The sequence below is a fragment of the Paraburkholderia graminis C4D1M genome, from assembly GCF_000172415.1.
Lineage (GTDB): Bacteria > Pseudomonadota > Gammaproteobacteria > Burkholderiales > Burkholderiaceae > Paraburkholderia > Paraburkholderia graminis.
In genome coordinates, this window is sequence record NZ_ABLD01000001.1 from 1 (window position 1) to 24,742 (window position 24,742).

Annotated in this window: 23 protein-coding genes; 7 read left to right on the forward strand and 16 right to left on the reverse strand. The window is 63.3% G+C overall.

Features of this window, described 5'->3' with window-relative positions:
* Positions 1-114 precede the first annotated feature (114 nt).
* Positions 115-1,407, reverse strand: a complete 1,293-nt coding sequence (locus tag BGRAMDRAFT_RS00005; protein ID WP_006046544.1) for an MFS transporter — start codon at positions 1,405-1,407, stop codon at positions 115-117.
* The gene (locus BGRAMDRAFT_RS00010; RefSeq protein WP_044020132.1) at positions 1,404-2,852 is read right to left on the reverse strand and encodes a M20 family metallopeptidase; all 1,449 of its coding nucleotides are present in this window, start codon (positions 2,850-2,852) and stop codon (positions 1,404-1,406) included. Before BGRAMDRAFT_RS00010 ends, BGRAMDRAFT_RS00005 begins: the two co-directional genes overlap by 4 nt.
* 146 nt (positions 2,853-2,998) lie before the next feature.
* Here BGRAMDRAFT_RS00010 and BGRAMDRAFT_RS00015 point away from each other — a divergent pair, with 146 nt between their 5' ends.
* On the forward strand, positions 2,999-3,904 hold the full coding sequence (locus BGRAMDRAFT_RS00015) for a LysR family transcriptional regulator (protein ID WP_006046546.1): 906 nt from the start codon (positions 2,999-3,001) through the stop codon (positions 3,902-3,904).
* A gap of 66 nt (positions 3,905-3,970) precedes the next feature.
* On the opposite strand, the gene BGRAMDRAFT_RS00020 is transcribed toward BGRAMDRAFT_RS00015, so the two are convergent.
* The 9 genes from BGRAMDRAFT_RS00020 to BGRAMDRAFT_RS00060 all read right to left on the reverse strand — a co-directional run bounded on the left by BGRAMDRAFT_RS00020 (position 3,971) and on the right by BGRAMDRAFT_RS00060 (position 12,024).
* Positions 3,971-4,303, reverse strand: coding sequence for a hypothetical protein (locus BGRAMDRAFT_RS00020; protein WP_006046547.1), 333 nt, complete (start codon positions 4,301-4,303; stop codon positions 3,971-3,973).
* A complete protein-coding gene (locus tag BGRAMDRAFT_RS00025) occupies positions 4,300-4,668 on the reverse strand; it encodes a hypothetical protein (protein ID WP_198143895.1) in 369 nt (122 codons plus the stop codon). The genes BGRAMDRAFT_RS00020 and BGRAMDRAFT_RS00025 overlap by 4 nt, the downstream gene beginning before the upstream one ends.
* Positions 4,665-5,915 carry an NRAMP family divalent metal transporter gene (locus tag BGRAMDRAFT_RS00030; protein ID WP_006046549.1) on the reverse strand — a complete coding sequence of 417 codons (1,251 nt, stop codon included), beginning with the start codon at positions 5,913-5,915 and terminating at the stop codon, positions 4,665-4,667. Before BGRAMDRAFT_RS00030 ends, BGRAMDRAFT_RS00025 begins: the two co-directional genes overlap by 4 nt.
* Before the next feature lie 55 nt (positions 5,916-5,970).
* The gene (locus tag BGRAMDRAFT_RS00035) at positions 5,971-7,404 is read right to left on the reverse strand and encodes an efflux transporter outer membrane subunit (RefSeq protein WP_006046550.1); all 1,434 of its coding nucleotides are present in this window, start codon (positions 7,402-7,404) and stop codon (positions 5,971-5,973) included.
* A 10-nt stretch (positions 7,405-7,414) separates the two neighbouring features.
* Positions 7,415-9,031: a DHA2 family efflux MFS transporter permease subunit gene (locus BGRAMDRAFT_RS00040; RefSeq protein WP_006046551.1), complete on the reverse strand. Its 1,617-nt coding sequence runs from the start codon at positions 9,029-9,031 to the stop codon at positions 7,415-7,417.
* 7 nt (positions 9,032-9,038) lie between these two features.
* Complete coding sequence (locus BGRAMDRAFT_RS00045; RefSeq protein WP_006046552.1) at positions 9,039-10,139, reverse strand: HlyD family secretion protein; 1,101 nt, start codon at positions 10,137-10,139, stop codon at positions 9,039-9,041.
* Between the two features lie 86 nt (positions 10,140-10,225).
* On the reverse strand, positions 10,226-10,648 hold the full coding sequence (locus BGRAMDRAFT_RS00050; RefSeq protein WP_006046553.1) for a MarR family winged helix-turn-helix transcriptional regulator: 423 nt from the start codon (positions 10,646-10,648) through the stop codon (positions 10,226-10,228).
* An 82-nt stretch (positions 10,649-10,730) separates the two neighbouring features.
* Positions 10,731-11,153, reverse strand: coding sequence for a MarR family winged helix-turn-helix transcriptional regulator (locus BGRAMDRAFT_RS00055; RefSeq protein WP_006046554.1), 423 nt, complete (start codon positions 11,151-11,153; stop codon positions 10,731-10,733).
* Between the two features lie 112 nt (positions 11,154-11,265).
* Positions 11,266-12,024: a TetR/AcrR family transcriptional regulator gene (locus BGRAMDRAFT_RS00060; protein ID WP_006046555.1), complete on the reverse strand. Its 759-nt coding sequence runs from the start codon at positions 12,022-12,024 to the stop codon at positions 11,266-11,268.
* A gap of 275 nt (positions 12,025-12,299) precedes the next feature.
* On the opposite strand from BGRAMDRAFT_RS00060, the gene BGRAMDRAFT_RS00065 reads away from it, so the two are divergent.
* The 4 genes from BGRAMDRAFT_RS00065 to BGRAMDRAFT_RS00080 all read left to right on the forward strand — a co-directional run bounded on the left by BGRAMDRAFT_RS00065 (position 12,300) and on the right by BGRAMDRAFT_RS00080 (position 18,029).
* Positions 12,300-13,481 carry an isovaleryl-CoA dehydrogenase gene (locus BGRAMDRAFT_RS00065; RefSeq protein ID WP_006046556.1) on the forward strand — a complete coding sequence of 394 codons (1,182 nt, stop codon included), beginning with the start codon at positions 12,300-12,302 and terminating at the stop codon, positions 13,479-13,481.
* Between the two features lie 26 nt (positions 13,482-13,507).
* Positions 13,508-15,115, forward strand: coding sequence for a carboxyl transferase domain-containing protein (locus tag BGRAMDRAFT_RS00070; protein WP_006046557.1), 1,608 nt, complete (start codon positions 13,508-13,510; stop codon positions 15,113-15,115).
* A 28-nt stretch (positions 15,116-15,143) separates the two neighbouring features.
* The gene (locus tag BGRAMDRAFT_RS00075) at positions 15,144-15,929 is read left to right on the forward strand and encodes an enoyl-CoA hydratase/isomerase family protein (protein WP_006046558.1); all 786 of its coding nucleotides are present in this window, start codon (positions 15,144-15,146) and stop codon (positions 15,927-15,929) included.
* 72 nt (positions 15,930-16,001) lie between these two features.
* Positions 16,002-18,029, forward strand: coding sequence for an acetyl/propionyl/methylcrotonyl-CoA carboxylase subunit alpha (locus tag BGRAMDRAFT_RS00080; protein WP_006046559.1), 2,028 nt, complete (start codon positions 16,002-16,004; stop codon positions 18,027-18,029).
* A gap of 44 nt (positions 18,030-18,073) precedes the next feature.
* On the opposite strand, the gene BGRAMDRAFT_RS00085 is transcribed toward BGRAMDRAFT_RS00080, so the two are convergent.
* The gene (locus tag BGRAMDRAFT_RS00085; RefSeq protein ID WP_006046560.1) at positions 18,074-18,865 is read right to left on the reverse strand and encodes a phosphate/phosphite/phosphonate ABC transporter substrate-binding protein; all 792 of its coding nucleotides are present in this window, start codon (positions 18,863-18,865) and stop codon (positions 18,074-18,076) included.
* A 30-nt stretch (positions 18,866-18,895) separates the two neighbouring features.
* The gene (locus tag BGRAMDRAFT_RS00090) at positions 18,896-19,174 is read right to left on the reverse strand and encodes a DUF1488 family protein (RefSeq protein WP_006046561.1); all 279 of its coding nucleotides are present in this window, start codon (positions 19,172-19,174) and stop codon (positions 18,896-18,898) included.
* Positions 19,175-19,700: 526 nt separating this feature from the next.
* On the opposite strand from BGRAMDRAFT_RS00090, the gene BGRAMDRAFT_RS00095 reads away from it, so the two are divergent.
* Positions 19,701-20,852, forward strand: coding sequence for a porin (locus tag BGRAMDRAFT_RS00095; protein WP_006046562.1), 1,152 nt, complete (start codon positions 19,701-19,703; stop codon positions 20,850-20,852).
* 128 nt (positions 20,853-20,980) lie between these two features.
* On the opposite strand, the gene gph is transcribed toward BGRAMDRAFT_RS00095, so the two are convergent.
* The 3 genes from gph to BGRAMDRAFT_RS00110 all read right to left on the reverse strand — a co-directional run bounded on the left by gph (position 20,981) and on the right by BGRAMDRAFT_RS00110 (position 23,381).
* Positions 20,981-21,733 carry a phosphoglycolate phosphatase gene (gph, locus tag BGRAMDRAFT_RS00100; protein WP_006046563.1) on the reverse strand — a complete coding sequence of 251 codons (753 nt, stop codon included), beginning with the start codon at positions 21,731-21,733 and terminating at the stop codon, positions 20,981-20,983.
* Positions 21,730-22,506, reverse strand: coding sequence for an HAD family hydrolase (locus BGRAMDRAFT_RS00105; protein ID WP_006046564.1), 777 nt, complete (start codon positions 22,504-22,506; stop codon positions 21,730-21,732). The genes gph and BGRAMDRAFT_RS00105 overlap by 4 nt, the downstream gene beginning before the upstream one ends.
* A gap of 158 nt (positions 22,507-22,664) precedes the next feature.
* Positions 22,665-23,381, reverse strand: coding sequence for a MotA/TolQ/ExbB proton channel family protein (locus tag BGRAMDRAFT_RS00110; RefSeq protein ID WP_006046565.1), 717 nt, complete (start codon positions 23,379-23,381; stop codon positions 22,665-22,667).
* 197 nt (positions 23,382-23,578) lie between these two features.
* Between BGRAMDRAFT_RS00110 and BGRAMDRAFT_RS00115 the strand changes: the two genes are divergently transcribed.
* Positions 23,579-24,718: a YVTN family beta-propeller repeat protein gene (locus BGRAMDRAFT_RS00115; RefSeq protein ID WP_006046566.1), complete on the forward strand. Its 1,140-nt coding sequence runs from the start codon at positions 23,579-23,581 to the stop codon at positions 24,716-24,718.
* Positions 24,719-24,742: the final 24 nt, after the last annotated feature.

Sequence of the window (24,742 nt, forward strand, 5' to 3'; positions counted from 1 at the left end):
GTCGACGTGACGATCCCACAGCGACTCATGTTCAACTGCAAACTGCACGGCTCGTTGCAAATCTTCTTGCATTCCAGATTTCCTGCTATTAACGGGTTCAGCGTGATTGGACGATCAGCGCGCGTTCAGCCGCGCACGCGCCCATATGAGGGTGCCGAGGCTGATGACAGCCGCGAGCATCAGATAAAGACCCGGCGCGAGATTGTTGCCGGTTGCCGCGATCAGCGCCGCCACGGCGAGCGGCGTAAAGCCGCCGAATACGGTGGTGCCGATGTTGTAGCCGAGCGCCATGCCGGTCGTGCGCGTGCGGGTCGGGAACAGCTCCGACATCAGCGCGGGAATCGGCGCGAAGTAGGTGGCCTTGAGCAGCGCGACCCACACGACGGCGGCGAGCAGCGTCACGAGCGACGGATGCGCGTTCATCAGCATGAAGGCCGGATAGACGGTGACGAGGAACAGCACGCCGGCGCCGAGCATGATGCGCGTGCGGCCCACTTTGTCGGACCAGTGACCGACTATCGGCGTGAGCACCATCATGATGAAGCCGGCCAGCAAGGTCGCGACGAAACCCGCCCACGGCGCGAGGCCCAGTTGACGCGACGCATACGTCGGCATGTAAAGCAGCATGTAGTTGGCCGTGGTGGTCAGCACGAGCGTGCCGATCGACACGAGCACGCGCGACTTCTGCGTGGCCAGCAGTTCGCGCACGGGCGAGGCGGCTTTTTCAGCGCGCTCGAATTCCGGCGTTTCGTCGATGCGTCGGCGGATATAAAGCCCGACCGGACCGATTAGCATCCCGAATAAAAACGGAATGCGCCAACCCCAGCCTTCGAGTTGATCCTGTGTCAGCGTACTTGTCAGCACGGCGCCGAACGCGGACGCGAGCAGCGTGCTTGCGCCCTGGCTTGAGAACTGCCAGCTTGCCATGAAGCCTTTGCGCTGAGGCGCATGCTCGATCAGAAACGCCGTCGAACTGCCGAACTCGCCGCCGGCCGAAAAGCCTTGCAGAAGCCGTGACGCGAAGATGCCAATCGGCGCGAGCACGCCGATCGCCGCATACGGCGGCATCAGCGCGACGAGCCCGGTGCCGAGCGTCATCAACGCGATGGAGAGTGTCAGCGATGCCTTGCGGCCCTTGCGGTCGCTGAACGAGCCGAGCACGAGCGCGCCGACAGGCCGCGCCAGATACGACAGCGCGAAGGTGCCGAGCGTCAGCAGAAGCGACACGGTCTTGTCGTGAGCCGGAAAGAACAGCCGCGATAAAACCGTCGCGAAGTAACCGTACACGACGAGGTCGTAAAACTCGAGCGCGTTGCCGATGGACGTCGCGAGAATCAGACGCGACAGGTGCGCGTTCGATGCAGGCGCCGCGATCGTGCCGGCTGCGGTGGCGGTATCGGTGCTCATGACGGTTGTCCTTGTGCAACGTTTCGTGGAAGTTGCGATGCACCAGCTTTCGCGCGATGAGGCGCGTCGGCATCCCGCGCGCCGAGGTCCCAGAAAAGCCCCGCCATGATGCCGAGTCCTTCCCGCACCACCGGACCGAGCAGATGCTCGTCGGGCGCATGTTGCGAGCAGCCCGGATACGAATGCGGAATCCACAGCGTGGGCATGCCGAGCACGTCGGCGAACGCGTCGTTGGGCAAGGTGCCGCCGAGATTCGGCAGCAGCACGGGCTCGACGCCGGTCGTTTGCCGCAGCGAGCGCAACGCCCACTGGACCCACGGATCGAGAGGATCGACGCGCGTTGCGGGCATGCCGCGTTCGACGTCGATATCGACCATGCTGAAGCCGTTCTCGTCGAGATGCCGCCGCAGGATTTGTTCGAGATTTTCCCAATCGGTGCCGACCACGAAGCGGATCTGCATGTACGCGAACGCGTGCGGCGGAATCGCATTGACCGGCTTCTCGGGATTACCCGTACGGAATGCGAGCACCTCGAGATTGTTCCAGCCGAACACGCGCTCAGTCGGCGTGAGGCCAGGCTCGCCGTAGTCGGCATCGACTTCCGGCTCGCCTGGATTGCCGCCTACAGCGATGTCGGCGAGCGCCTGGCGAACCGCGTCGGGCACGGGCGGCGGGCGCAAGCCTTCAACGAGGATGCGGCCGTTCGCGTCGACCATCGACGCAATCGCGTTCGAGAGCACGACCGCGGGATTGCGCAGCAAGCCGCCCCAGTTGCCCGAATGATGGCCGCCGTCGCGCAGCTTGACGTCGAGGCGGAAATTCACGAGGCCGCGCGAGCCGAGGAAAATCGTCGGACGTTGTGCGGCGAGGCGAGGGCCGTCCGAGGCGATCAGCACGTCGGCGGCCAGTTCGTCGCGCAACTGCGCGCAGACCGCGTGCAGGCCCGGCGAACCCACTTCCTCGCCGGTTTCGAACAGCACTTTCAGATTGAAGCCGAGCTTGCCGCCGCGCGCGCGGAGCACCGCTTGCAGCGCCGCCAGGTTGATGCTGTGCTGGCCCTTGTTGTCAGCGGTGCCGCGGCCGTACCAGCGCTCGCCCTCGACCGTCACGCGCCACGGTCCCAGGCCCTCGCGCCACTGCGCGTCGTAGCCGCGCACCACGTCGCCGTGGCCGTAGGTCAACACGGTCGGCAAGCCGTCGCCCTCGTGGCGGTGCCCCACCAGAAACGGCCCGGCGCCCGCAGCGGGATTGTCGACGATGCGGCAGGTGAAGCCCATTTGCGTCAGCGTCGGCGTGATTTCGTCGCGCAGATAAGCGTGCAGGCGCGCGCCGCTGTCGGCTTCCTGGCTTTCCGTGCGAAGCGCGACGCGGCGCTGCAGGTCGTCGAGAAAACGGCCGGAGTCGTACTGATCCGTGGCCTGCTGGATGGCGGTGTCGCGTGTCAACATGGTTCTCCAATGGCGCAATGACGCGCCGCGGCGCTAACGGTTGATGAGGCGTTATCTGCAATCCTGGCGTGGACGATATTTGTGGACAATTACAATATTTGGCACCGATCGTTGCCGAAACGGCAAAGGGCAGCTCGACCGATATGGACAACACCGCACTGCGTTATTTTCTGGAGGTGGCTCGCAGCGGTTCGCTCAGCCAGGCATCGACGCGGCTGTACGTGGCCGTGTCCGCGCTGAGCAGGCAGATCGCGAAGCTCGAGGAAGAGGTGGGCGCGGCGCTTTTCGAGCGGCGTCCGCGCGGCATGGTATTGAGCGATGCCGGGCGTTTGCTGGCCGAACACGCGCAGCGCAGCCTGCTCGACGCCGAACGCGTGACCGAAGAAATTCGCGGGCTGACCAACGGGGGACGCGCGACGATTCGCGTCGCGAGTTCGGAAGGCGTCGCGCCGCATTTCTTGCCGCAGGTGTTCGCGCGCTTTCTGAAGACGCATCCGGCGACGCATTTCCAGCTCGACGTCGCCGCGCCGTCGGCCGCGACGCAGCGCGTGCGCGAAGGCACCGCCGACATCGCCGTGTGCTTCAGCATCGCGCCCGAGAAAGACATCAACGTGGTGTACTCGCAGCGCGCGCCGATCTTTGCGCTTCTGCGGCGCGATCATCCTCTTTGCAAGCAGGACTCCGTGACGCTCGCGGATCTTCTGCAGTGGCCGTTCGCGATCAACAACACGGGCGTGACGATCCGTCAGCTATTCGACATTGCATGCAGCCTCGAAGGGCTCGTGTTCGATCCCGTGTTCGTGAGCAACTATCACCCGGCGCTGCAAAGCTTCGTGCGCCAAACGGATGCGGTGACGTTGACCGGACTGCTGACGGTGCGCAGCCGGCTCGCCGCGGACGGCCTCGCCGCGCTGCCGATTCGCAACCCTGCATTGCATCAACGCACGCTTCAGATTCAGACGATGGCAGGCCGATCGTTGCCGGTCGCGATGCAGGCGTTTCTTCAATTGCTGACGGGCGCGATTGACGACCCGCAACTGGTCGACTGACTTGCGCCGTTCGACGCCTCGTTGAGTTGACGTGACGTTCCTTGGGACACTCAACGCAACACGGCTTCACGCGCGGTCGTCACCTGCATGCGCGTGCTTTATGAGTTGAGCTTCGTCGCAAATCAGCCGCGGATGTCGCGGATCACTAAGGTCCATCTGGTCCCACGCAAGCCGATGGCGGCGCGACTGATTCCTGCGATGGACCACTTCACGCAGCCACTGCGGCAATAATCCCACCGCGAGACGCTCAAGCAACGCATCGGGGCCGATGTGGAATTCGCTGATGAATAGCGAGTCTCCGTCGCGTGCGAGATGGATTGCTTCTATGTGTCCGAGTCGCTTGCCATCGCGAGAGCGCACTTCGCGGCCGAGCACAAGTTCGATGTTGAGTTGCGTCATCGCCGAGCCCCCGGAATGCGTCCGACAATATGTTCGCGCAACCAGTTCTGCCGCCTGCCAAGCGGCGTATCGGCCACGTCGGCGTCCACGCCGATATCGATCTCGATGCGGCGCACGCGATTCCACGGAATGCGGTACGGCTCGCCGTTCTGTGGGCCGCCGATACGGATCATGAGACGCGTGACCCAGGCCGCGGCACGCTTGCCGATGCGTCGCCCTATGGTTATCGGGCCGGTCTCGAGCGCAATCACCTCGGGCGGCCGGCCGTGGCGCAGCTCAACGACGATTCCATCGACGCGGCCCATCTTCGCGCCGTGCCGATCCACCAGTTGTTTGTCGAGTACATCCCGCACGAGATCCATCATGTGCCTCCGGCTATCTGCAGCGGCAGCGTGACGATTGCCAGCACGAAGCTCAGCGCGACGATCGCGGTGACTACCGCATTGGAGAACGCGCCGTTGCGATGACGTCCGACATAACTCTCGTCGTTCATCAGCACGAGAAACGGAACGACCGTGAGCGGCAGGCTAAACGCGCTCAGCGCCATCGAGAACACCGTCAGTTTCAGCGGATCGGCGCCCGCGGCAATCGGGATCGCGCTGATTGCGAGCGCGCAGGTGTACACGAGGCTGAACCCTGGGTCGTCGCGCGGCTTGCGATTTTTGCCCCAGTTCCAGCCGAATCCCTGTGCGACGAAGTACGCCTGCTCGAGCGCCATTTCCAGCGTCGCGCCGAAGCACGCGAAAGCGAGCGACGCGATGAACAGCACGAAACCCCAGAAGCCGAACACCGCGACGAGCGTCAGCGGCAACTGCTGATAATCGTCGACGCGCGTGATGCCGTGCGCCGGAAAAACGACGGCGGCCGCAATCAGAACAGCCAGTGAAATCCCGCCGCCGAAGGCCATGCCCAAACCGGCAATCGCCCGATTCGCGCCGAGATAGCCGCGGTCCCAGTGATCCTCGATAGCGCCTGACGAATAGAACAGGTACAGCGAAGGCGTGATCGACGCACCGAGAATGCTGACCACCGTGAACCAGTAGTTCGCGGGATCGTGATGCGGCGCGCTGGGCACGAGACCGCGTGCCACCTGATGCCAGTCGGGCTTGAGCAAGATAGCCGCGGCGACAAAGCTTAATGTGACGAGGCCGAGCAGCGAGGTTCCTTTTTCGATCACACCGAAGGTGCTGCGCCACAAGACACACCACGCAAGCAATGCAACGGGAAACGCCCACCACGGATGCTTGATGCCGGTCGCCATCTCAAGCGCAACGCTGACGCCTCCTATTTCCGCCGACATAACCAGCGCATTGACGAGGACGACCGCGATGAGCGGCAACAGGAAGAACTTCACGCCGAAGCGGTCGCGAATGCCGTCGGCGATCGTATGCCGGCTGACCGCGGAGAACCGGCCTGCCATCTCCGTGAGAAAGACGAGGCACACGGTGCCGACGAGGATGGCCCAGCCAGGCTGAAAGCGAAACGCGGCACCGCCTTGTACGGCTGTCGCCAGCGAGCCCATCTCCAGAAAGCCGCCGACGCCGGTCACGACGCCGAGGCAGATTTCGAGCAGTTTTTTCATCACCCGGCCCGGCAGGAACTCAGCCGTCATGCAGCATGATTTGTTCCCGGCGTGATGACTTTACGTAGGCAAAAGCATCGGTCGATCAGTTGTTTGCCGACACTGCCGCGACTGCGTCATGCACATCCCAGCCGCCGCCAAGCGACCGATACAACGAGACGGCCGAAAGCGCATGCTCGCGTTTCGCCTGGTTCAACGACTCCGCGTCACGCAGATACGCCTCCTGCGCGGCGAGCACATCCAGGAAGCTCGACGCGCCGCCCTTATACAGTTCGCTCGATAAACGCAGCGCCTGGTTCGACGCATCCAGCGCACCGCCAAGGCGCTGCACCTGCACTGCGCCGTTGACCAGATCGCTGCGGTTGTCCTCGATCTCCTTTAGCGCTTGCAGCATGGTCTGCTGCAACGCGAGCTGCGATTCGCGCATGCGGCTTTCGCTCGCATCGATATTCGCGGTGATGCGGCCCGCGTTGAAAATCGGACTCGTCGCGTTCAACGCGGCACTGAACAGGTTGTCGGTGAGCGTCGGCAAGCCGAGATAAGACGAGGCCAGCAGGCCGTCGGCGAGATTGAGGCGGAACTGCGGATAGCGCTGCGCTTTCGACACGCCGACTTCCGCGGCGCGCTGTTCGACCGTCGCGTAGGCGGTGTGTACGTCCGGCCGCTGCAACAACGCTTCTGATGGCAACGTCTGCGGCGCGCTTTGCGTCGGCACCGGAATCTCGCGCGCGCTGGCGAGCACCAGCGTATCGACGCTCTCTGGCGTGCGCCCCGAATACACCGCGATCAAACTCAATTGATGCTGTACCGCCGATTGCACGCGCGGAATCTGCGCCCGCAAATCCTCAAGCTGATTCTGCGCGCGCGCCACGTCGAGTTGCGTCGACAGCCCGTAGCGCAGGCGCTGTTGCGTGAGCTTCAGCGCGCGGGCGCGGATCGTCTCGTTGTCGCTGAGAATCTGCAACTGCGCTTGCGCCCAGCGCAGATCGATATAGGCTGCGGCGGTATTCGCCGCGAGCGCGAGGCGCACTTCGTTCAATGCCGACTGCCGTCCCGAGACCTGCGCCTGAGCAGCCAGCACCGCGAGACGTTCGCCGCCGAACACGTCGGGCGTCCAGCTCGCCGTCAAGCCGACGCCGGCCTCGCGCACATAGCCGAGGGGCGGCGGCGTGTTTTGGCGCGAGTTCGACGCGGTGGCGCTCGCGTTGAGTTCAGGCAGCAGCGCCGCGCGATTCTGCTTCGCCAGGTCTTGCGCCTGCCTGACGCGCTCCACTGCCGCCTGCACATCGAGGTTGCCGGTCAACGCGGATTCGACCAGTTGATGCATGACGGGGTCGCCGAATTGGGCCCACCATGCGTTGGCGCTCACGGCGTCTTGCGGCGCATCGACATTCCACGCGGCAGGTGCGACGGTCTTCACGGTGAGCGGCAAATCCGCATGCTTTTCCGGTTGCACCGCGCACGCCGCGAGCGTCAGCAACGCGGCGCTCGCCAGTACTTTGACAAAGTTCGGTTTCATGTCGAATTCCTTAATGGGCATCGGGCGGCGGCGCTGCATTACCGAACGGCCGCGATAACAGCACGCTCAACAGCCCGACCACGAAACACAGCGACAACGCGAAGAACGTGTCGGAGAACGTGAGCACGAGCGCTTCGCGCATCAGCAGCGCGTGCAGTTGCGCGAGTCCGGCGTTGGCCGCGTTCAACGCGTTGCCGCCGACTGCCGCGAAATGCGCAGTCTGCTGTTGCAACACCGATTGGACGACCGGGCGCCCCGCGTTCAGATGTTCATCGAGCCGCTCGTAGTGCAGGTTCAGGCGGTCGTTCAGCATCGTGCTGCTCACCGCAATGCCGATCGCGCCGCCGAGGTTGCGCATCAGATTAAAGAGGCCGCTAGCGGAACGAAGCCTCGACATCGGCAACGAACCGAGCGCCATCGTCACAATCGGCGGAATACAGAACTGCTGGCCGATGCCGCGTAACGCCTGCGGGATCAGCAACTCACGCCAGCCCCATTGACTGGTCAACGGCACATACAGATAGCAGCCGAGGCCGAACAGCACGAGACCGATCACCAGCAGAATCCGCATGTCGACGAAGCGCGCGACGACCGAGTACACCACCATCGCGGCCAACTGAAAACAGCCGACCGATAGCAAGGCCACGCCGATCTGCAGCGAATCGAAACCACGCACACGCGACAGGAACACGGGCGTCAGAAACACCGCGCAGAAAATGCCGATGCCGGTAATGAACGACAGCAGACTGCCGATGCCGAAGTTGCGGACGGCCAACGCGCGCAGATCGACGATCGGCTCTTTGGCGGTGAACGCATGCACGATGAACAGAAAGCCGCAAATCGCCGTGATCCACGTACACGTCACGATCACGTCGTCGCCGAACCAGTTCTTGCGCGGCCCTTCCTCCAGCACGTATTCGAGGCAAGCCAGAAAGCCTGACATCAAAAGGATGCCGAAGTAATCTCCCTTCTTCAGCAGCGACAGGTCGGCGTTGTCGAAGTGCACATATTTCGGCACCAGCAGCGCGACGGCGACACCCGGCACCAGGTTCAGATAGAACAGCCAGTGCCACGACCATTGCGACGTAATCCAGCCGCCGATCACCGGGCCGATGGTCGGCGCGAGCGTGGCGAGCGCGCTGATCGTGGTCGATGCAATCAGCCGTTGCTTGCCGGGAAACAGCACGAACGCGGTAGTGAACACCGTCGGAATCATCGCGGCGCCGAGCGCGCCTTGCAGGCCGCGAAACAGGATCATCGAGTTGATGTCCCACGCGAGGCCGCACAACATGCTCGCAATCGTGAAGCCGAGCGCGGAAAACGCGAACACCCAGCGCGTGGAAAACACACGCGTGAGCCAGCCGGACATCGGAATCACCACGATTTCGGCGATCAGATACGACGTCTGCACCCACGAGAGTTCGTCCTGACTCGCGGACAAGCCGCCGCCGATGTCCTTCAGCGACGACGCAACGATCTGGATGTCGAGCGTTGCCATGAAAAAGCCGACGCACATCAGCGTGAAGGCGAGGACTTTGATTCGCGTCGGCAGCTCGGCGGGATTGGCGGGGGCGGCGGGCGTGGCGGGGGTGGCAGGGCCGGCGGAGTTGGCGAGAGCTTGCGTCATGATGGGCTCAGCCGCGCGCCGGCGTCTTGCCGCTATCGACATGCACTTTCACCGTGGCCGACAGGCCCGGACGCAACGCGCCCTCCATGTTCTTCGGCACAGTAAGATGCACCCGCACCGGCACGCGCTGCACGATCTTCGTGAAGTTGCCGGTGGCGTTTTCCGCGGGCAGCACGCTGAACGTCGCGCCGGTGGCCGGCGCGAGACTTTCCACCACGCCGTGGATGGGCGTGCTGAAGGCGTCGAGATCGACGTCGACGCTGTCGCCCACGCGCATCTTCTTCAACTGGTCTTCCTTGAAGTTGGCGTCGATCCACAATCCGCCCGACGGCACCACGGTCAGGAGCGGCACACCCGCGCTCGCCAGCACGCCGACACGCGCGGTGCGATTGCCGATATAGCCGTCGATCGGCGCACGAATGGTCGTGTACTCCACGTTCAACGCCGCCACGCGCTCGGCGGCTTGCGCTGTCGCGATGCGCGCCTCGGCGTCGCCGATCTGCGCATCGAGCACGGCAATCTGGCGTTGCGCCGCGGTCAACGCGGCCGCGCTGCGATCGACCGCCGCGCGTGCCTTGACGAGATCGGCATCCGCGCGTTCGACGACCTGATTCGACACCGCATCGTCCTTCACGAGTTCGCGGTAGCGCGTCTGATCCGCGGCGCTGCGCGTCAATTCGGCGCCGGACGCGCGCGCTTCGGCGGCCTGCTGGTTGATGGTGGCGAGCTGCAACGATTTCTTCGCCTGCAGCTCGATCACCGCGGCTTGCGCGCTCCGCACTTCCGCTCTGGCTTGCGCGAGCCGCGCGTCGTAATCGCGTGCATCGAGCTGGATCAGCACGTCGTTCGCGTGGACAAACTGATTGTCACGCACGAGCACGTTCGTCACGAAGCCGTTGACTTTCGGCGCCATCACGGTGACGTCGCCGCCCACGTAAGCATCGTCCGTTGTCTCGTAGAAGCGGCCGACGAAGAACCAGTACGAGACCGCAAGCGCGAGCACGGCAAGCACGGTGATGATCGCGAGCAGCATCCACGGAATGCGCCGTGCCGGTCTCGCGGTCTGCGCCGCGCTCGGCGGGGCGATAGTCGATGGAGTAGTGGACATGTTGTCGGCCTGTGTGTATGCACTCTTTACGTTGAAAAAAAGCGGCCCGACGATTGCGCGAGCCGCATGTCGCTGTGTCCGCGACTTCAGTTGGAATCGTGGGTGACGGCAAACAGTTCGCCGCGCAATGCGGCCGCGCGCCGTTCGCCGAAACGATGCTCGAATTCGGCTTGCGCGGCCTGCCAATGTTGACCGCCCGCCTTCAGACGTTCTTCGCCCGCTCGCGTGATCGTGACGGTCAGCGCGCGCGCGTCGGCGCCGAGTGCGTCGCTCGACACGAGGCCGTTGCGGCGCAGCGGCTGAACGGTGCGAACGAGGGTCGTGCGTTCCATGCGCATGGCTTCGGCCATTTGCTTCATGGTCATCGCGCCAGTGCGTCTAAGCCTTCCCAGCAGCGAAAACTGCGTAATCGTGAGCCCAACATGAGCGAGGTGCCGGTCGTATATTTGCGAGACATAGCGCGCAGCCTGGCGGATTGCGAAGCAATCGTCGTCGAACAGTTCTTGCATTTCCGCGTTTCCTTATCAGTTAGTGCATATGCACATTTAAGGGCGAGCTGATCGCTGTTTGAACGAGCAGGCGAGTCGCTAATTAGTCGGTGATGCTAAAGAGTTCGGTACGAAGAATTTTGGCGCGCGCACGGCCGAACTTCTGTTCGAATTCGTCCTGCGCGGCGCGCCACGCAATGGCGGCCTGATCGAACATGGCTTCGCCTTGCTCCGTCAGGCTGAACAGAAACGTGCGGCCGTCGTGTTCCGCCGATTCGGCCACCACCAGTCCGTCGCGCTGCAAGGGCTTCATCGCGCGCAGGAGCGTGGTGCGCTCCATCACCATGGCGTCCGCCAGGTCCAATATCGGCAAATTGGGCGTGCGCGCGAGCTTGGCGAGAATCGTGAACTGGGCAGCCGTCAAGCCCACTCGGCCGAGATGGCGCTCATAGATTTGCGTGACATGACGTGCCGCCTGGCGCAGCGCAAAACAGTTGCATTCGTCGTAGGAGATAGGGCGGTTCATGGGAAGCACTCTATGTGTGTATAAGCACACTGTCAAGCAGATCAACGGTCGATGCGTTGAAACGCTGCATTGCTGGAACTACAACAGCGGTGCTGATGGCGGCCTGGAGGCGCTACTCGCTACTCGCCGCCGGGTTCGTAGCGCGCGCGGCCGTTTCACGCGTGGCTTCGTCGAAACGCCGATTGGCTTCCGCCACTTCCGCGCGGAACTGCTGCAATGCATTCACCGCGGGATCGGGCGGCGTCAACGCGGCCCACAGGACTTCGATCAACTGATCCGCGGTGGCTTCGATGTCGGTATGCCGCTTCGCCAGCGTCGCGTCCCACAACACGTGTTCCATCGGGCCGAACACCATCGAGCGTAATAAACGCAACGGCATGTCCGCGCGAATCTGGCCGCTTTCCTGGCCTTGCGCCAGGACGCGCATCAACGGTGCGGTGTAGCGGCGCTGCAATTCGGTCAGCGCTTCGCTCAATTCATGATGCCGCGCGCGGCCTTCCGAGAGCACGAGCGCGCAGAGGTCGGTGCCGTTCACGAGCATCAGCCGCAAATGCGTGCGCACGATGAACGCGAACTGTTGACGCACGGTGCCGTCGCGCGGCAGTCCGGATTCGATTGCGCCGATGATTTCGTCGTACCAGTCGCCGATCACCCGCGCGCACAACTCGCGCTTGCCGCGGAAATAGCTGAACACGGTGGCCTCGGAAACGCCTAGCCGCTGAGCGATCTCCGCGGTTGTCGCGCGTTCATAGCCCTTTTCGGAGAACACGTCGCGGCCCGCCTGAAGGATTTCCTTCACGCGCTGCTGCGACTTGCGCCCGGCCGGCTGGCGGCGCGACGCGGGCAGTTCGGGCTTGATAGCAACCGTCATATGAGTCGGGGTCAAATTTATCGGCGAGCTTCGTATGGAAAACCCGGTCGATTCGATGCTATCACAAGCGGCAAGCCAATGAACCGGGTCAACCCGTTTTCTGAGTGACACTCAAAAATACCTATTGACGCTTACGTGAATCTGGCGTGAAATGCGCGTTGAACGTCGCGCCTTAAAGATCGGAAGATGCGATTCCGCATACGGCCGCAGACGTGGCCACACACGAATTCGCCGGCAAAGCCAGCCGGTCGCCAATGAACTCTGGAGACACAGCAATGAGCAACCTGCCCGGTTTGCAATTCCCACTCGGCGAAGAAATCGAAATGCTGCGCGACAGCATTGCCGGGTTCGCTGCGAAAGAAATCGCGCCGCGTGCCGGCGAGATCGATCGCACGGATCAGTTTCCGATGGACCTGTGGCGCAAATTCGGCGATCTCGGTGTGCTCGGCATGACGGTCTCCGAGGAATACGGCGGCGCGAACATGGGCTACACCGCGCATATGGTCGCGATGGAAGAGATCTCGCGCGCGTCGGCGTCGGTCGGTCTTTCATACGGCGCGCATTCGAATCTGTGCGTGAACCAGATTCATCGCAACGGCACCGACGCGCAAAAGCAGAAGTACTTGCCGAAGCTCGTCTCCGGCGAGCATGTCGGCGCGCTCGCGATGAGCGAGCCGAATGCGGGCTCGGACGTCGTGAGCATGAAGATGCGCGCCGACAAGAAAGGCGACCACTACGTGCTGAACGGCACGAAGATGTGGATCACCAACGGCCCCGATTGCGACACGTTGGTTGTGTATGCAAAGACCGACGTCGAAGCGAATTCGCGCGGCATTACCGCGTTTATCGTCGAAAAAGGCATGAAGGGTTTTTCGGTTGCGCAGAAGCTCGACAAGCTCGGCATGCGCGGCTCGCATACGGGCGAACTCGTGTTTCAGGACGTCGAAGTGCCCGAAGAAAACATTCTGGGTCAACTGAACGGCGGCGTGAAGGTGCTGATGAGCGGGCTCGATTACGAGCGCGCCGTGCTCGCGGGCGGCCCGACCGGCATCATGGTCGCGGTGATGGACGCGGTCGTGCCGTATATCCACGACCGCAAGCAGTTCGGCCAGTCGATCGGCGAATTCCAGTTGATTCAGGGCAAGGTCGCCGATCTCTACACCACGTTGCAGGCGTGCCGCGCGTATCTGTACGCGGTCGGCCGTCAACTCGATACACTCGGCACGGAGCACGTGCGCCAGGTTCGCAAGGACTGTGCGGGCGTGATTCTCTACACGGCCGAAAAAGCCACGTGGATGGCGGGCGAAGCGATCCAGATTCTCGGCGGCAATGGCTATATCAACGAGTATCCGGTTGGACGTCTGTGGCGCGATGCGAAGCTCTATGAAATCGGCGCGGGCACGAGCGAGATCCGTCGCATGCTGATCGGCCGCGAGCTGTTTGCGGAAACGATGTAAGCCGGGCCAACGAGGAGAACGACGCGATGCCGATCATCGAATCCAAGCTGAATCCGCGCTCCGACGACTTTCGCGCCAACGCGGCCGCGCTCGAGGCGCTGGTCGACGATCTTCGCGCGAAGGTCGAGAAACTCGCGCTGGGCGGCGGCCAGGCCGCGCGCGAAAAGCACACGGGCCGCGGCAAACTGCTGCCGCGCGAGCGCATCGAAAAGCTGCTCGATCCGGGCACGCCGTTTCTCGAGTTCTCGCAACTCGCGGCTTACGGCATGTATAACGACGACGCGCCGGGCGCGGGCGTCATCACCGGCATTGGGCGAATTGCGGGCCACGAGTGCGTGATCGTCTGCAACGATGCGACGGTCAAGGGCGGCACCTACTATCCGGTCACCGTGAAGAAGCACGTGCGCGCGCAGGAAATCGCCGCGGAAAACCGCTTGCCGTGCGTGTATCTGGTCGACTCGGGCGGCGCGAATCTGCCGAATCAGGACGACGTGTTTCCCGACCGCGACCACTTTGGCCGCATCTTCTACAACCAGGCGAATCTGTCCGCTGCGGGCATTCCGCAGATTGCCGTGGTGATGGGCTCGTGCACCGCGGGCGGCGCGTATGTGCCGGCCATGAGCGACGAGTCGATCATCGTGAAGAACCAGGGCACGATTTTTCTCGGCGGTCCGCCGCTCGTCAAGGCGGCAACCGGCGAAGTGGTGAGCGCGGAAGACCTCGGCGGCGGCGACGTGCATACGCGTCTTTCCGGCGTGGTCGATCATCTCGCGCAGAACGACGCGCATGCACTGGCGATTGCGCGCAGCATCGTCGGCAATCTGAATCGTACGAAGCATGTGCCGGTCGCGTTGCAGGAACCGAAGCCGCCGCGCTATGACGTGAAGAGCATGTACGGCGTGATTCCCGTCGACACGCGCAAGCCATTCGACATTCGCGAGGTGATCGCGCGCATCGTCGACGACTCGGCATTCGACGAATTCAAGGCGCGCTACGGCACGACGCTTGTGTGCGGCTTCGCGCATATCTGGGGGCATCCGGTCGGCATCATTGCAAACAACGGCATTCTGTTTTCGGAGTCCGCGCTCAAGGGTGCGCACTTCATCGAACTATGCTGCCAGCGCAAGATTCCGCTCGTGTTTCTGCAGAACATCACGGGTTTCATGGTGGGCCGCAAGTACGAGAACGAAGGCATCGCGCGTAACGGCGCGAAGATGGTGACGGCCGTTGCCACGGCGAAGGTGCCGAAGTTCACGGTGATCATCGGCGGATCGTTCGGCGCGGGCAATTACGGCATGTGCGGCCGCGCGTATTCGCCGCGCTTCCTGTGGATGTGGCCGAACGCGCGCATTTCGGTGATGGGCGGCGAACAGGCCGCGTCGGTGCTTGCCACGGTCAGGCGCGACGGCATCGAAAGCCGCGGCGGTTCATGGAGCGCCGACGAAGAAGAAGCCTTCAAACAGCCGATTCGCGAGCAGTACGAGCATCAGGGGCACCCGTACTATGCCAGCGCGCGCCTGTGGGACGACGGCGTGATCGACCCGGCGCAAACGCGCGACGTGCTCGGCCTCGGTTTGTCGGCGGCGATGAATGCGCCGATCGAAGACACACGCTTCGGCGTGTTCCGGATGTGACAGAGCGCGACGCATGGGAGCCGCCACGATGCACTATGAAACGCTGAATGTCGAGATCGCCGGACACGTCGCGACCGTCACGCTGAATCGTCCTGACGTGCGCAATGCGTTCAACGAAACGATGATCGCCGACATCACGTCGGCCTTCACGGCGCTGAACACACGCGACGATGTGCGCGCAGTCGTGCTCGCCGCGAACGGCAAGGCGTTCTGCGCGGGCGCCGATCTGAACTGGATGAAGAAGATGGCCGGCTACTCGCACGACGAGAACCGCGCCGACGCAATGTTGCTCGCCAACATGCTGTCGTCCATCTATCGCTGCAACAAGCCGGTGATCGCGCGCGTGAACGGCGACGCCTACGCGGGCGGCATGGGCCTCTTGTCCGCGTGCGACATCGTGGTCGCGGTGGAAAGCGCGCGCTTCTGTCTTTCTGAGGCGCGTCTCGGCCTGATTCCGGCGACCATCGCGCCGTACGTGATACGCGCGTTGGGCGAGCAGGCGTCGCGGCGCTACTTCATCACCGCCGAGCAGTTCGACTGCGCGACCGCGCTGCGCCTCGGGCTCGTGAGCGAAGCGGTCAGCGCGGAGCAACTCGACGCCACCGTGCAGCAGATCGCGCAAACGCTCTGCGCCAACGGTCCAGAAGCGGTGCGCGCGTGCAAGCAACTCGTGCAGGACATGGCCGGCCGCGAGCTGAACGATGCATTGATCGAAGACACGGCGGCGCGCATCGCTCGCACGCGAGCCGGTGCGGAAGGCCGCGAAGGCGTCGCGTCGTTCCTCGAAAAGCGTACGCCCGCCTGGCGCGACTGACGTGCGGCTCACCGACATTGCGCGGCGCCTTGAGGCGTTCACCAGAAGAATATCCCGAGATCGAGACAACATATGTTCAACAAGATCCTGATCGCCAACCGGGGCGAGATTGCGTGCCGCGTCGCGGCGACCTGCAAGCGGCTCGGCATCGCGAGCGTCGCTGTCTATTCGGATGCGGATGCCGATGCCAAACACGTGAGCGCGTGCGACGAAGCTGTGCATATCGGCGGCGCGAGCGCGGCGGAAAGCTATCTGCGCATCGAGCGCATTATCGAAGCGGCACGCGCGACGGGCGCGCAGGCGGTGCATCCGGGCTACGGTTTTCTGTCGGAGAACGAAGACTTCGCGCACGCATGCGAAGCGGCGGGCATCGTATTCATCGGACCGCCGGTCGAAGCGATTGCGGCGATGGGTTCGAAAGCCGCCGCCAAGGCGCTGATGCATGCGGCCGCGGTGCCGCTCGTGCCCGGCTATCACGGCGACGATCAGAGCCCCGAACTATTGCATCGCGAGGCGGATTCGATCGGCTATCCGGTTCTGCTGAAGGCCAGCGCGGGCGGCGGCGGCAAGGGCATGCGCGTGGTCGAGCGCAGCGAGGATTTCGTGGCGGCGCTCGCTTCGTGCAAGCGCGAGGCGGCGAGCAGCTTCGGCAACGATCGCGTGCTGATCGAAAAGTATCTGACGCGGCCGCGCCACGTCGAAGTGCAGGTTTTCGCGGATCGTCACGGCGGCGCGGTCTATCTGTTCGATCGCGACTGCTCGGTGCAGCGTCGTCATCAGAAGGTGCTGGAAGAGGCGCCCGCGCCGGGATTGTCCGCGGAAATAAAGCGTGAAATGGGCGAGGCCGCGGTCGCTGCCGCGCGCGCGGTGAGCTATGTCGGCGCGGGCACGGTCGAGTTCATCATGACGGCTACCGGCGAGTTCTATTTCATGGAAATGAACACGCGTCTGCAGGTCGAGCATCCGGTCACGGAGATGGTGACGGGCCAGGACCTGGTGGAATGGCAACTGCGCGTGGCCGCAGGCGAGCCGTTGCCGCTGACGCAAGATCAGTTGAAGATAGACGGCCATGCCATCGAGGCGCGCATCTACGCCGAGCATCCGGCGCGCGGCTTCTTGCCGTCCACCGGCACGCTCAAGCATTTGCGCATGCCTGAAGGCGTGGAATTCGCGATCGACGCGGCCGGCCTTGGCGAGCCGGGCCGTAAAGCGCCGGTACGTATCGACAGCGGCGTGCGCGAGGGCGACACGATCACGCCGTTCTACGATCCGATGATCGCAAAGCTGATCGTGCACGGCGCGACGCGAGAAGAAGCACTCGCGCGAATGAGCCGTGCACTGCACGCATGCGAAGTGGTCGGGCCGCATACGAATGTGGAGTTTCTGCAGCGCATTGTCGAAAGCGAGCCGTTTGCGAGCGGCGATCTGGACACCGGTCTGATCGAACGGCATCACGAGGCCCTGTTCGCGCCTGTGAAAAAGCCTTTCAAGGAAGCGCTCGCGCTCGCATGCGGCGCGTTGCTCACGCGCGAAGGCGGCACCGCGCATGGCGCGTCGCCCTGGGATGCGCTGTCGCACTGGCGTCTGAATGGCGGCTACGCGCAGACGCTAGGCTGGCGCAGTGTCGAAGACGACAATGCGTTCATGGTCACGTTCGCGCGCGACGGCGGCACGCAAACGCTCGAACACGACGGTCTGCGCGAAGGCTTCACATGGTCGAGCGGTTCGGGCTTGCATGAGTATCGCGCGACCATCGGCGACGCGCGGGCCACGGGGCGCGTGTTTATCGACGGCGATACGTTTCATGTGTTCTGCCTCGGTCACGCACTGGCGTTCGAGTGGCAGAACCTGCTCGCGCACGCCGCGGATGCGGAACACGGCGAAGGCCGCCTGACCGCGCCGATGCCGGGCAAGGTGATCGCGGTGCTCGTCGAGCCGGGGACGGTGGTGGAGAAGGGCACGCCGCTCATCGTGATGGAAGCGATGAAGATGGAGCACACCATCGGCGCGCCGGCGGCCGGCGTTGTGTCGGAAGTGCTGTATGCGGTGGGCGATCAGGTTGCCGACGGCGCGCAGCTTCTGGTGCTGGACGTGCAGTAGCGCGGGAATAAGCGCGCCGACAGGCTGAGCCAATCGGCGCCGTATCAACCAAGCCGCGTATACCCCACCGCGCGCGCCTCGCTCTCAAGCTGCGCGATGCGCTCGTAGTCCTCGAGCGGCAACGCGGAAAACCCCTGCAAACGCAGGCGTTTTGCGCGTTCGGGATGCAATGCCAGCGCTTCGTTCAGTGCGTCGCGCAGTGCTTCAACAGTCGCGGCCGGCACGGTGTCGGACGCAATCAACGGCAGACCCGGCGACGCCGCTGTCATGCCGATGCGTCGAACCTGCCGCGCCAGTTCCGGCATTTCATCGCAGACGAAAGCGAAGGTCACGCAATCTATCGCGGCGACGTCCGCGTGATTGTCCGCGACGGCCCGCAACGAACCGACATGCGAGCCGGTGCGCAGCGCTGCGCGAAAAAACGCACCTTCCTGCGAGTGTGGCGCCACTGCATGACGCAGCGCGTTCATGCCGCTATTCGAATCGTCCTGATTGTAGGCAACGCGCGCGCCGCGGCACGAGGCGAGCGTATCGAACGGCGCGTCGGCGCGCGTGACGATGACGCTCGAGTAATGCGCGCCTTCGCAACCGGGCGCGTCGAAACGCGGCGTCGCGACGAGTTGCACCTGCTCGCGCAGACCGTGCATCAACGGATAACCGCAGGTTTGTGAAATCAGCAGATTGGGCCGCCGCCAGAAGCCGTGCAATTCTTCATCGGGATCGACGATGCGGCACGCCGGCTTGACCATGCGCAGCACGTCCGCAAGCCACCCGCGCCACTCGTTTTCCAGCGAGGGCGTGACGTTGTACATCGGCAGGGCGGCGATCCAGGTCATGGCGCAGTGCTTGCATGGCGAATGGGTGGACTAATGCATGATCATACGGAATTCGTCGACGCCTAGTGGCACTGGCTCTGTCGGCCGGAACGTCCACTTGCGCGCGGCCACCGTGAGGATCTCGCTTTGCGCGCCCTCGAACGCGAGCAGCAAGTCTTTCTTGCGCGCGCTTGCCGCGCCGCAATAGGCAATGAGCGCGTCCGCGCTGACTTCGAAAACCTGCGCCCGGTCGTCCCAGCAGACCCTGAACGCGACCGTTGCGCGCTCCGTGACACAGGGCCGGAATCCTTCATCCACATAGACCGACATGGCGACCTCCTTTTCGCGCGCGCGCCTGAGTCGTCAGCATGACAAGCTCCGCACCGCCAGTATGTGGGAGAGCCAGCATTCGCGAGAAAAAGCCAGTGCATGCCGACGGGCGCGGCGCGCGGGCCATGGTTGTGCAATAGGCTGTCACTGAACCGGGATTCTCTTGATTCGATCGTCCCGCTTTGATAATTAGAAATGGAAAGGCGAATTAATAAAATGAAATATAAAGCCGCGATAAAGAGAGCGTGAAAAGATCAGGAAAGGAAACTCAATCGACCGCCGCTTGACTTCACACTATCGCGCTGGCTAAATGCATCCCGTTCGGTTCTTTCTCCACGTCTCCACGCAGGGAAAGTCGTTGCGCCGGGCTCGGGGCTATGTGTTCGCACATAGCCCTTAATTATTTGTAATCAATTGGCGATACTAATCGTGTTGGAATTTCCAAACGCTTTTATTGATTTTTAAATTAATCAAGGTATGCTGCGCGTCCGCAATGTCTTTCTGAAACGTGAATAAAGGAACAAGGATGAAAAAGACAGCATTGACTTCCGCCTCTCTCGCACTGCTGGTCGCGGCGGGGTCCGCCCATGCACAGAACAGCGTGACGTTGTACGGCGTGATCGACGCCGGCATCGGCTATGTGCATAACGCCAGCTCGGGCAGCAATCTCGCGGGCATGCTCAACGGCAATCTGAGCGGCGACCGCTGGGGCCTGAAGGGCCAGGAAGATCTGGGCGGCGGCCTGAAGGCGATCTTCACGTTGGAAAATGGCTTCGACGTCGGCACGGGCAAACTCGGTCAGGGCTCGCGCGAGTTCGGCCGCCAGTCGTTCGTCGGCCTGACGGGCGCGACGTGGGGCACGGTGACGGCCGGCCGCCAGTACGATCCGATCACGGACATGGTGCAGGGCGTCACGGCCGACAACTTCTTCGGCTCCGCCTTCGCAACGCCGGGCGACGTCGACAACAACGACAACAGCGCGCGCGTATCGAACGCGGTCAAATACGTGTCGCCGAACTACGCCGGCCTGCAGTTCGAAGCACTGTATGCATTCAGCGGCGTCGCGGGTCAGGCGGGTCAGGGTTACACCTATAGCGGCGCGGTGTCGTACTCGAACGGTCCGTTCTCGCTCGCCGGCGGCTACCTGCGCGCGACCAACGCATCGTCCACGACCGCGCGTTCGAGCTGGGCGAGCAGCACGACCGATTCGATCTTCGACAGCCATATCAACGACGGCTACGTGACGGCGAAATCGGTCAGCATCGCGCAGATCGGCGGCCAATACGCGCTCGGCCCGATCACGCTCGGCGCTTCGTATAGCAACACGCAGTTGAAGAGCGACGGCGCGTCCACTTTCACCGGCACCGAGAAGTACAACAGCGGTAAAGCCTTCGTTGCGTATCAGGCGACGCCGGCACTGGTCGCGGGTCTGGGCTACGCGTACACGGCTGCATCCGGCGACACGTCGGCGCATTACCACCAGTTGAGCATCGGCGCGGACTACAACATCTCGAAGCGCACGGACTTCTACGCGGTCGCGGCCTATCAGCACGCGAGCGGCACGCAGCGTCTCGCCGATGGCACGACGCAGGACGCGCAGGCTTCGATCGGTTCGTATGGCTACAACGGCACCGATTCGCAGGCGCTGGCGATCGTCGGTATCCGTCATAAGTTCTGATGTTCCGCTGCGGTTGATTCTGCTGTAGCGGCTTGTTGACGAGCTTGTTGGCGAGCTTGCTTGCAGCAGAGAAACCGACGACCCGGACGCGTAAGTGTCCGGGTCGTTTTCATAGTGGACTGCGAGAACTACGACCCTGCATCGGCGTTCAAGCGCTCATCGCGCAGCGCAAGCAGATCGGGCAACTGCGCGAACGAATCGATTAACGCATCGCACTGCAAGGCCGTCGCGCCATCCGGGCCGCCATAGCCGTAGCGCACGATAAACACCGGCACGCCCGCCGCGCGCGCCGCGCTGACATCGACGGGCGAATCGCCCACCAGAACGCTGCATTCCACGTCTGCATCCAGCAACCGGCACGCGTGCCACAGCGGTTGCGGTGCAGGCTTCATGCTGTCGATCGAATCGCCTGCGACCAGTACGTCGATATCTTGCGCGAGTCCTGTCATGCGCAGCAGCGGTGCGGCCAACGCCTCCGGTTTGTTGGTCACGCACGCGAGCCGATAGCCGAGCCGTGCGAGCTCGCGAAGACCTGCGGCGACGTGCGGATAAACATGACCGAAGCGCCCATTCGTCTGCCGATAGTGCCGATCAAACACCGCGAGCGCGGCGTCCATGTCGACTCGTCCATCGAGCGCCGCCGTTTCGAGCGTGCGCTTAACCAGGTTCGGCACGCCTTTGCCGATAAAACTGCTGACCGTGTCGAAGGGCAACGGCGGCTGATCGAAATCGGCGAGCATGCAGCTCACCGCTTCGACAATATCCGGCGCTGTGTGGACCATGGTGCCGTCGAGGTCGATCAGCACGGCGCGCGTTCGTGATCGCGGCAACGCTTGCGTTAGCGTTAGCGCTTCAGGCGAAAAAACCGGCGGCGTCGTCATACGGCCGCAGCCTCGCTCAACGCATTGCGATGCCAGCCGCGCAATGTGTCGAGATCCACCCATGCGGGCCGCTCATTCTCGTTCGCAGCCGTCGAAGCGAGCGGCGCATGCGGATCGCCGAGATGAGGCAGCACGGCGAGCGCGCCGTCGAAGGAATGATGCGCCGTGTACGCTGTCGGCGTCACGATAGTCGGAACAAACGCTGCACGCGCCGCGCGCAAGCCGTTCGCGGAATCTTCGAACGCGATGCAGTCCTGGCCTTTGAGGCCGAGTTGACGAAGCACGTCGAGATAAACATCGGGCGCGGGCTTCTTTGACTGCGTCGTGCTTGCATCGCCAATCGCGGCAAAGCGGCTGCGCCATTCGGGGCCGAACGGTCCGTGCAACAGCGCGTCGAGATTCGCGGGCGTTGTGGTGGTCGCGATGGCGACTGGTATGGAGGCCGCACGCGCTTCATCGATCAGGCGCGCGATGCCCGGCCGCAACGGCAAGCCGCCATCGCGAACATGCGCCGCATAGTGACGCGTCTTGATCGCATGCACCGCGTCGATCACGCGGCTCACGCCGGGGCCTTCCGCCTCCTCGGGATCGACGATGCGCCAGTAGTGCAGCAGACGCTCCTTGCCGCCCGCTACTTCCAGCAGGCGCACATAGAGCGCTTCGTCCCAGTGCCAGTCGAGACCGGCTTGCGCGAACGCCGCGTTGAACGCGTGCAGATGCGCGCTTTCGGTATCGGCAAGCGTGCCGTCGACATCGAAGATCAGGGCTTGCATGGGCCGGTCCTCTCGCAGTGATGGAGAGCCGGCGCGATGCGTGACTGCATGAGTGCATGACTGCATACCGCCGGTATGCAAGCCACGATAGCGGAGCGCGCACGCGATTTGAATTCAGAGATTCTTTGACGGGCGATAACGCATCGTTTAACGGTCCATCATCCGTGCGGCAATTGCAGACCCGTCACGAAGTACGCGTGCAGTCCATGTGCGAAGCGCTTGAGCCGCGTGACGATCGACTTGTTTGCGCGCGTGAGCCCGTTATACCCGAGCACGGCCGGTATCGCGACGAAGAGCCCGAACGCGGTCATGATGAGTGACTCGCCGACCGGTCCGGCCACATGATCGATCGACGCCTGACCCGTTTCGCCGATCACGATCAGCGCATGATAAATGCCCCACACCGTGCCGAAGAGCCCGACGAACGGCGCGGTGCTGCCGATCGACGCCAGCACCGCGAGGCCGCTTTGCATATGCGCGACGGCGTCGTCGATGCTGCCTTGCAGGCGGCGCGCGATCCAGTCCGATACGTCGATGCGATCCTGCAAATGCGGCCTGGTGTCGCGATGATGCGCAGCCGCCTCAGATGCGGCCATCGCGAGAGCGAGCAGCGGATTGTCGCGCAGCGCCTCAGCCGATGCCTCACTACCGTGGCCCGCAAGGCCGCCCAGGTTCCTGAGCCCATGTTCGAAGTTGTCGGCCTGCCAGAACTGCGCGTCGGTGCGCCCGGTTACTCGCTTGATGCGCAGCACATGCCACAGCTTGACGACGATAACCGTCCACGACAGGATCGACATGATGAACAATATGCCGAGAATCGCGCGCGTGATGAAATCGCCGCTTTGCCAGACATTCGCGAGACCATAGTGCTGCATGACCGTTTCCTTCGACTCGTCGAGCCGCCGCGTTCATTGTCCGCCGCGGCCCGGTGTTTTAGTACCGTTAGCGGCCTTGCCAGGTCAATTCGGGAAAATCTCCCGCCTTCGTCCGTTGTCAAACGATCCTCTAATGAACTACTTTGCTTGAATGCCGGCCTTGTGCGGCACAGTGCTTTTACAACGGAGCAGAACACATGCTGGAGACACGGTTTCGCAAAACAACACGGGGACGCCCCATCGTTTCAGCCTTGATCGCGGCCGGTATGGTCGCGGCGACGGCGTTCGGCGCCGCTTCGGCGCATGCCGCGGCGCCTCTCGCCTATGTGACGAGCGAGAAGGGCGGCGTGGGTGTGATCGATCTCGACAAGATGACGTTGACCCGAACCTTCCCCGTAGGCGCGGACGGCCCGCGCGGCCTGAGCCTCAATGCGGACGGCTCGCGCCTGCTGGTCGCCAACAAGAACACGGGCGATCTTGCCGTGATCGATACGGCTTCAGGCGAAGTCGTGCAGCGGGTGAAGATCGGTCAGAACCCGGAGTTTGTGCGCGTGCACAACGGCTATGCGTATGTGACGTATGAGCCGGGCGAAGACGGCGGCCCGCCTGCAGCGAGCGGACAGTCTGGGAAACCAGCCGAGAAGCCAGGCGAAGCGCAAGCCGGCAAACCCCACGCCGACGACGATGACGACGCCAACAAACCGCCCGCCGAGATCGCTATCGTCGATATGAAAAGCTGGCGCGTGGTGCGCTCGGTGACGAGCGGCCACGAAACCGAGGGCATCGAATTTTCACGCGACGGCAAGAACATGCTCGTCACCAACGAAGGCGACGATACTGTCTCCGTCTATCACGCGCGCACGGGCGCGCCCGTGAGGACCGTGAAGCTCGCGGCGGGCGGGCGTCCGCGTGGCATTCGCCTGTCGCCGGACGGCAAGGACTACGTGGTCACGCTGGAGTCGCTGAGCAAACTTGTCGTGATCGACGCGCGCACGTTCAAGGTGAAGAAGACCGTCGATACCAAACTGGGTCCTTACGGCGTCGCCTACGGTCCCGACGGCAAGCGGCTTTTCGTCGCGGCGGCACGCGACAAGACGGTGCAGGTATTCGACGGCAAGAGCTACGAGCATCTTGCCGACGTGCCGGTCGGTCAGCGTTGCTGGCACTTCAGTTTTACGCCCGACGGCACAAAGCTGCTGGTCGCATGCGGGCGCTCCGATGCCGTTTATGTGCTCGACGCGCGCAGTTATCAGCCGGTCACGCAGATTGGTCAACTGCCGCTCGCGTGGGGCATCGTCACCTATCCGCATAGCGACGGCTCGATCGAATCGCACTGAGCACGCGGAGGTCATGCGCGAGCC

Coding starts and splice junctions, on each gene's coding strand:
- BGRAMDRAFT_RS00005 (WP_006046544.1), bottom strand. CDS start 1,407: ATGAGCACCGATACCGCCACCGCAGCCGGCACGATCGCGGCGCCTGCA.
- BGRAMDRAFT_RS00015 (WP_006046546.1), top strand. CDS start 2,999: ATGGACAACACCGCACTGCGTTATTTTCTGGAGGTGGCTCGCAGCGGT.
- BGRAMDRAFT_RS00020 (WP_006046547.1), bottom strand. CDS start 4,303: ATGACGCAACTCAACATCGAACTTGTGCTCGGCCGCGAAGTGCGCTCT.
- BGRAMDRAFT_RS00025 (WP_198143895.1), bottom strand. CDS start 4,668: ATGATGGATCTCGTGCGGGATGTACTCGACAAACAACTGGTGGATCGG.
- BGRAMDRAFT_RS00030 (WP_006046549.1), bottom strand. CDS start 5,915: ATGACGGCTGAGTTCCTGCCGGGCCGGGTGATGAAAAAACTGCTCGAA.
- BGRAMDRAFT_RS00035 (WP_006046550.1), bottom strand. CDS start 7,404: ATGAAACCGAACTTTGTCAAAGTACTGGCGAGCGCCGCGTTGCTGACG.
- BGRAMDRAFT_RS00040 (WP_006046551.1), bottom strand. CDS start 9,031: ATGACGCAAGCTCTCGCCAACTCCGCCGGCCCTGCCACCCCCGCCACG.
- BGRAMDRAFT_RS00045 (WP_006046552.1), bottom strand. CDS start 10,139: ATGTCCACTACTCCATCGACTATCGCCCCGCCGAGCGCGGCGCAGACC.
- BGRAMDRAFT_RS00050 (WP_006046553.1), bottom strand. CDS start 10,648: ATGCAAGAACTGTTCGACGACGATTGCTTCGCAATCCGCCAGGCTGCG.
- BGRAMDRAFT_RS00055 (WP_006046554.1), bottom strand. CDS start 11,153: ATGAACCGCCCTATCTCCTACGACGAATGCAACTGTTTTGCGCTGCGC.
- BGRAMDRAFT_RS00060 (WP_006046555.1), bottom strand. CDS start 12,024: ATGACGGTTGCTATCAAGCCCGAACTGCCCGCGTCGCGCCGCCAGCCG.
- BGRAMDRAFT_RS00065 (WP_006046556.1), top strand. CDS start 12,300: ATGAGCAACCTGCCCGGTTTGCAATTCCCACTCGGCGAAGAAATCGAA.
- BGRAMDRAFT_RS00070 (WP_006046557.1), top strand. CDS start 13,508: ATGCCGATCATCGAATCCAAGCTGAATCCGCGCTCCGACGACTTTCGC.
- BGRAMDRAFT_RS00075 (WP_006046558.1), top strand. CDS start 15,144: ATGCACTATGAAACGCTGAATGTCGAGATCGCCGGACACGTCGCGACC.
- BGRAMDRAFT_RS00080 (WP_006046559.1), top strand. CDS start 16,002: ATGTTCAACAAGATCCTGATCGCCAACCGGGGCGAGATTGCGTGCCGC.
- BGRAMDRAFT_RS00085 (WP_006046560.1), bottom strand. CDS start 18,865: ATGACCTGGATCGCCGCCCTGCCGATGTACAACGTCACGCCCTCGCTG.
- BGRAMDRAFT_RS00090 (WP_006046561.1), bottom strand. CDS start 19,174: ATGTCGGTCTATGTGGATGAAGGATTCCGGCCCTGTGTCACGGAGCGC.
- BGRAMDRAFT_RS00095 (WP_006046562.1), top strand. CDS start 19,701: ATGAAAAAGACAGCATTGACTTCCGCCTCTCTCGCACTGCTGGTCGCG.
- gph (WP_006046563.1), bottom strand. CDS start 21,733: ATGACGACGCCGCCGGTTTTTTCGCCTGAAGCGCTAACGCTAACGCAA.
- BGRAMDRAFT_RS00105 (WP_006046564.1), bottom strand. CDS start 22,506: ATGCAAGCCCTGATCTTCGATGTCGACGGCACGCTTGCCGATACCGAA.
- BGRAMDRAFT_RS00110 (WP_006046565.1), bottom strand. CDS start 23,381: ATGCAGCACTATGGTCTCGCGAATGTCTGGCAAAGCGGCGATTTCATC.
- BGRAMDRAFT_RS00115 (WP_006046566.1), top strand. CDS start 23,579: ATGCTGGAGACACGGTTTCGCAAAACAACACGGGGACGCCCCATCGTT.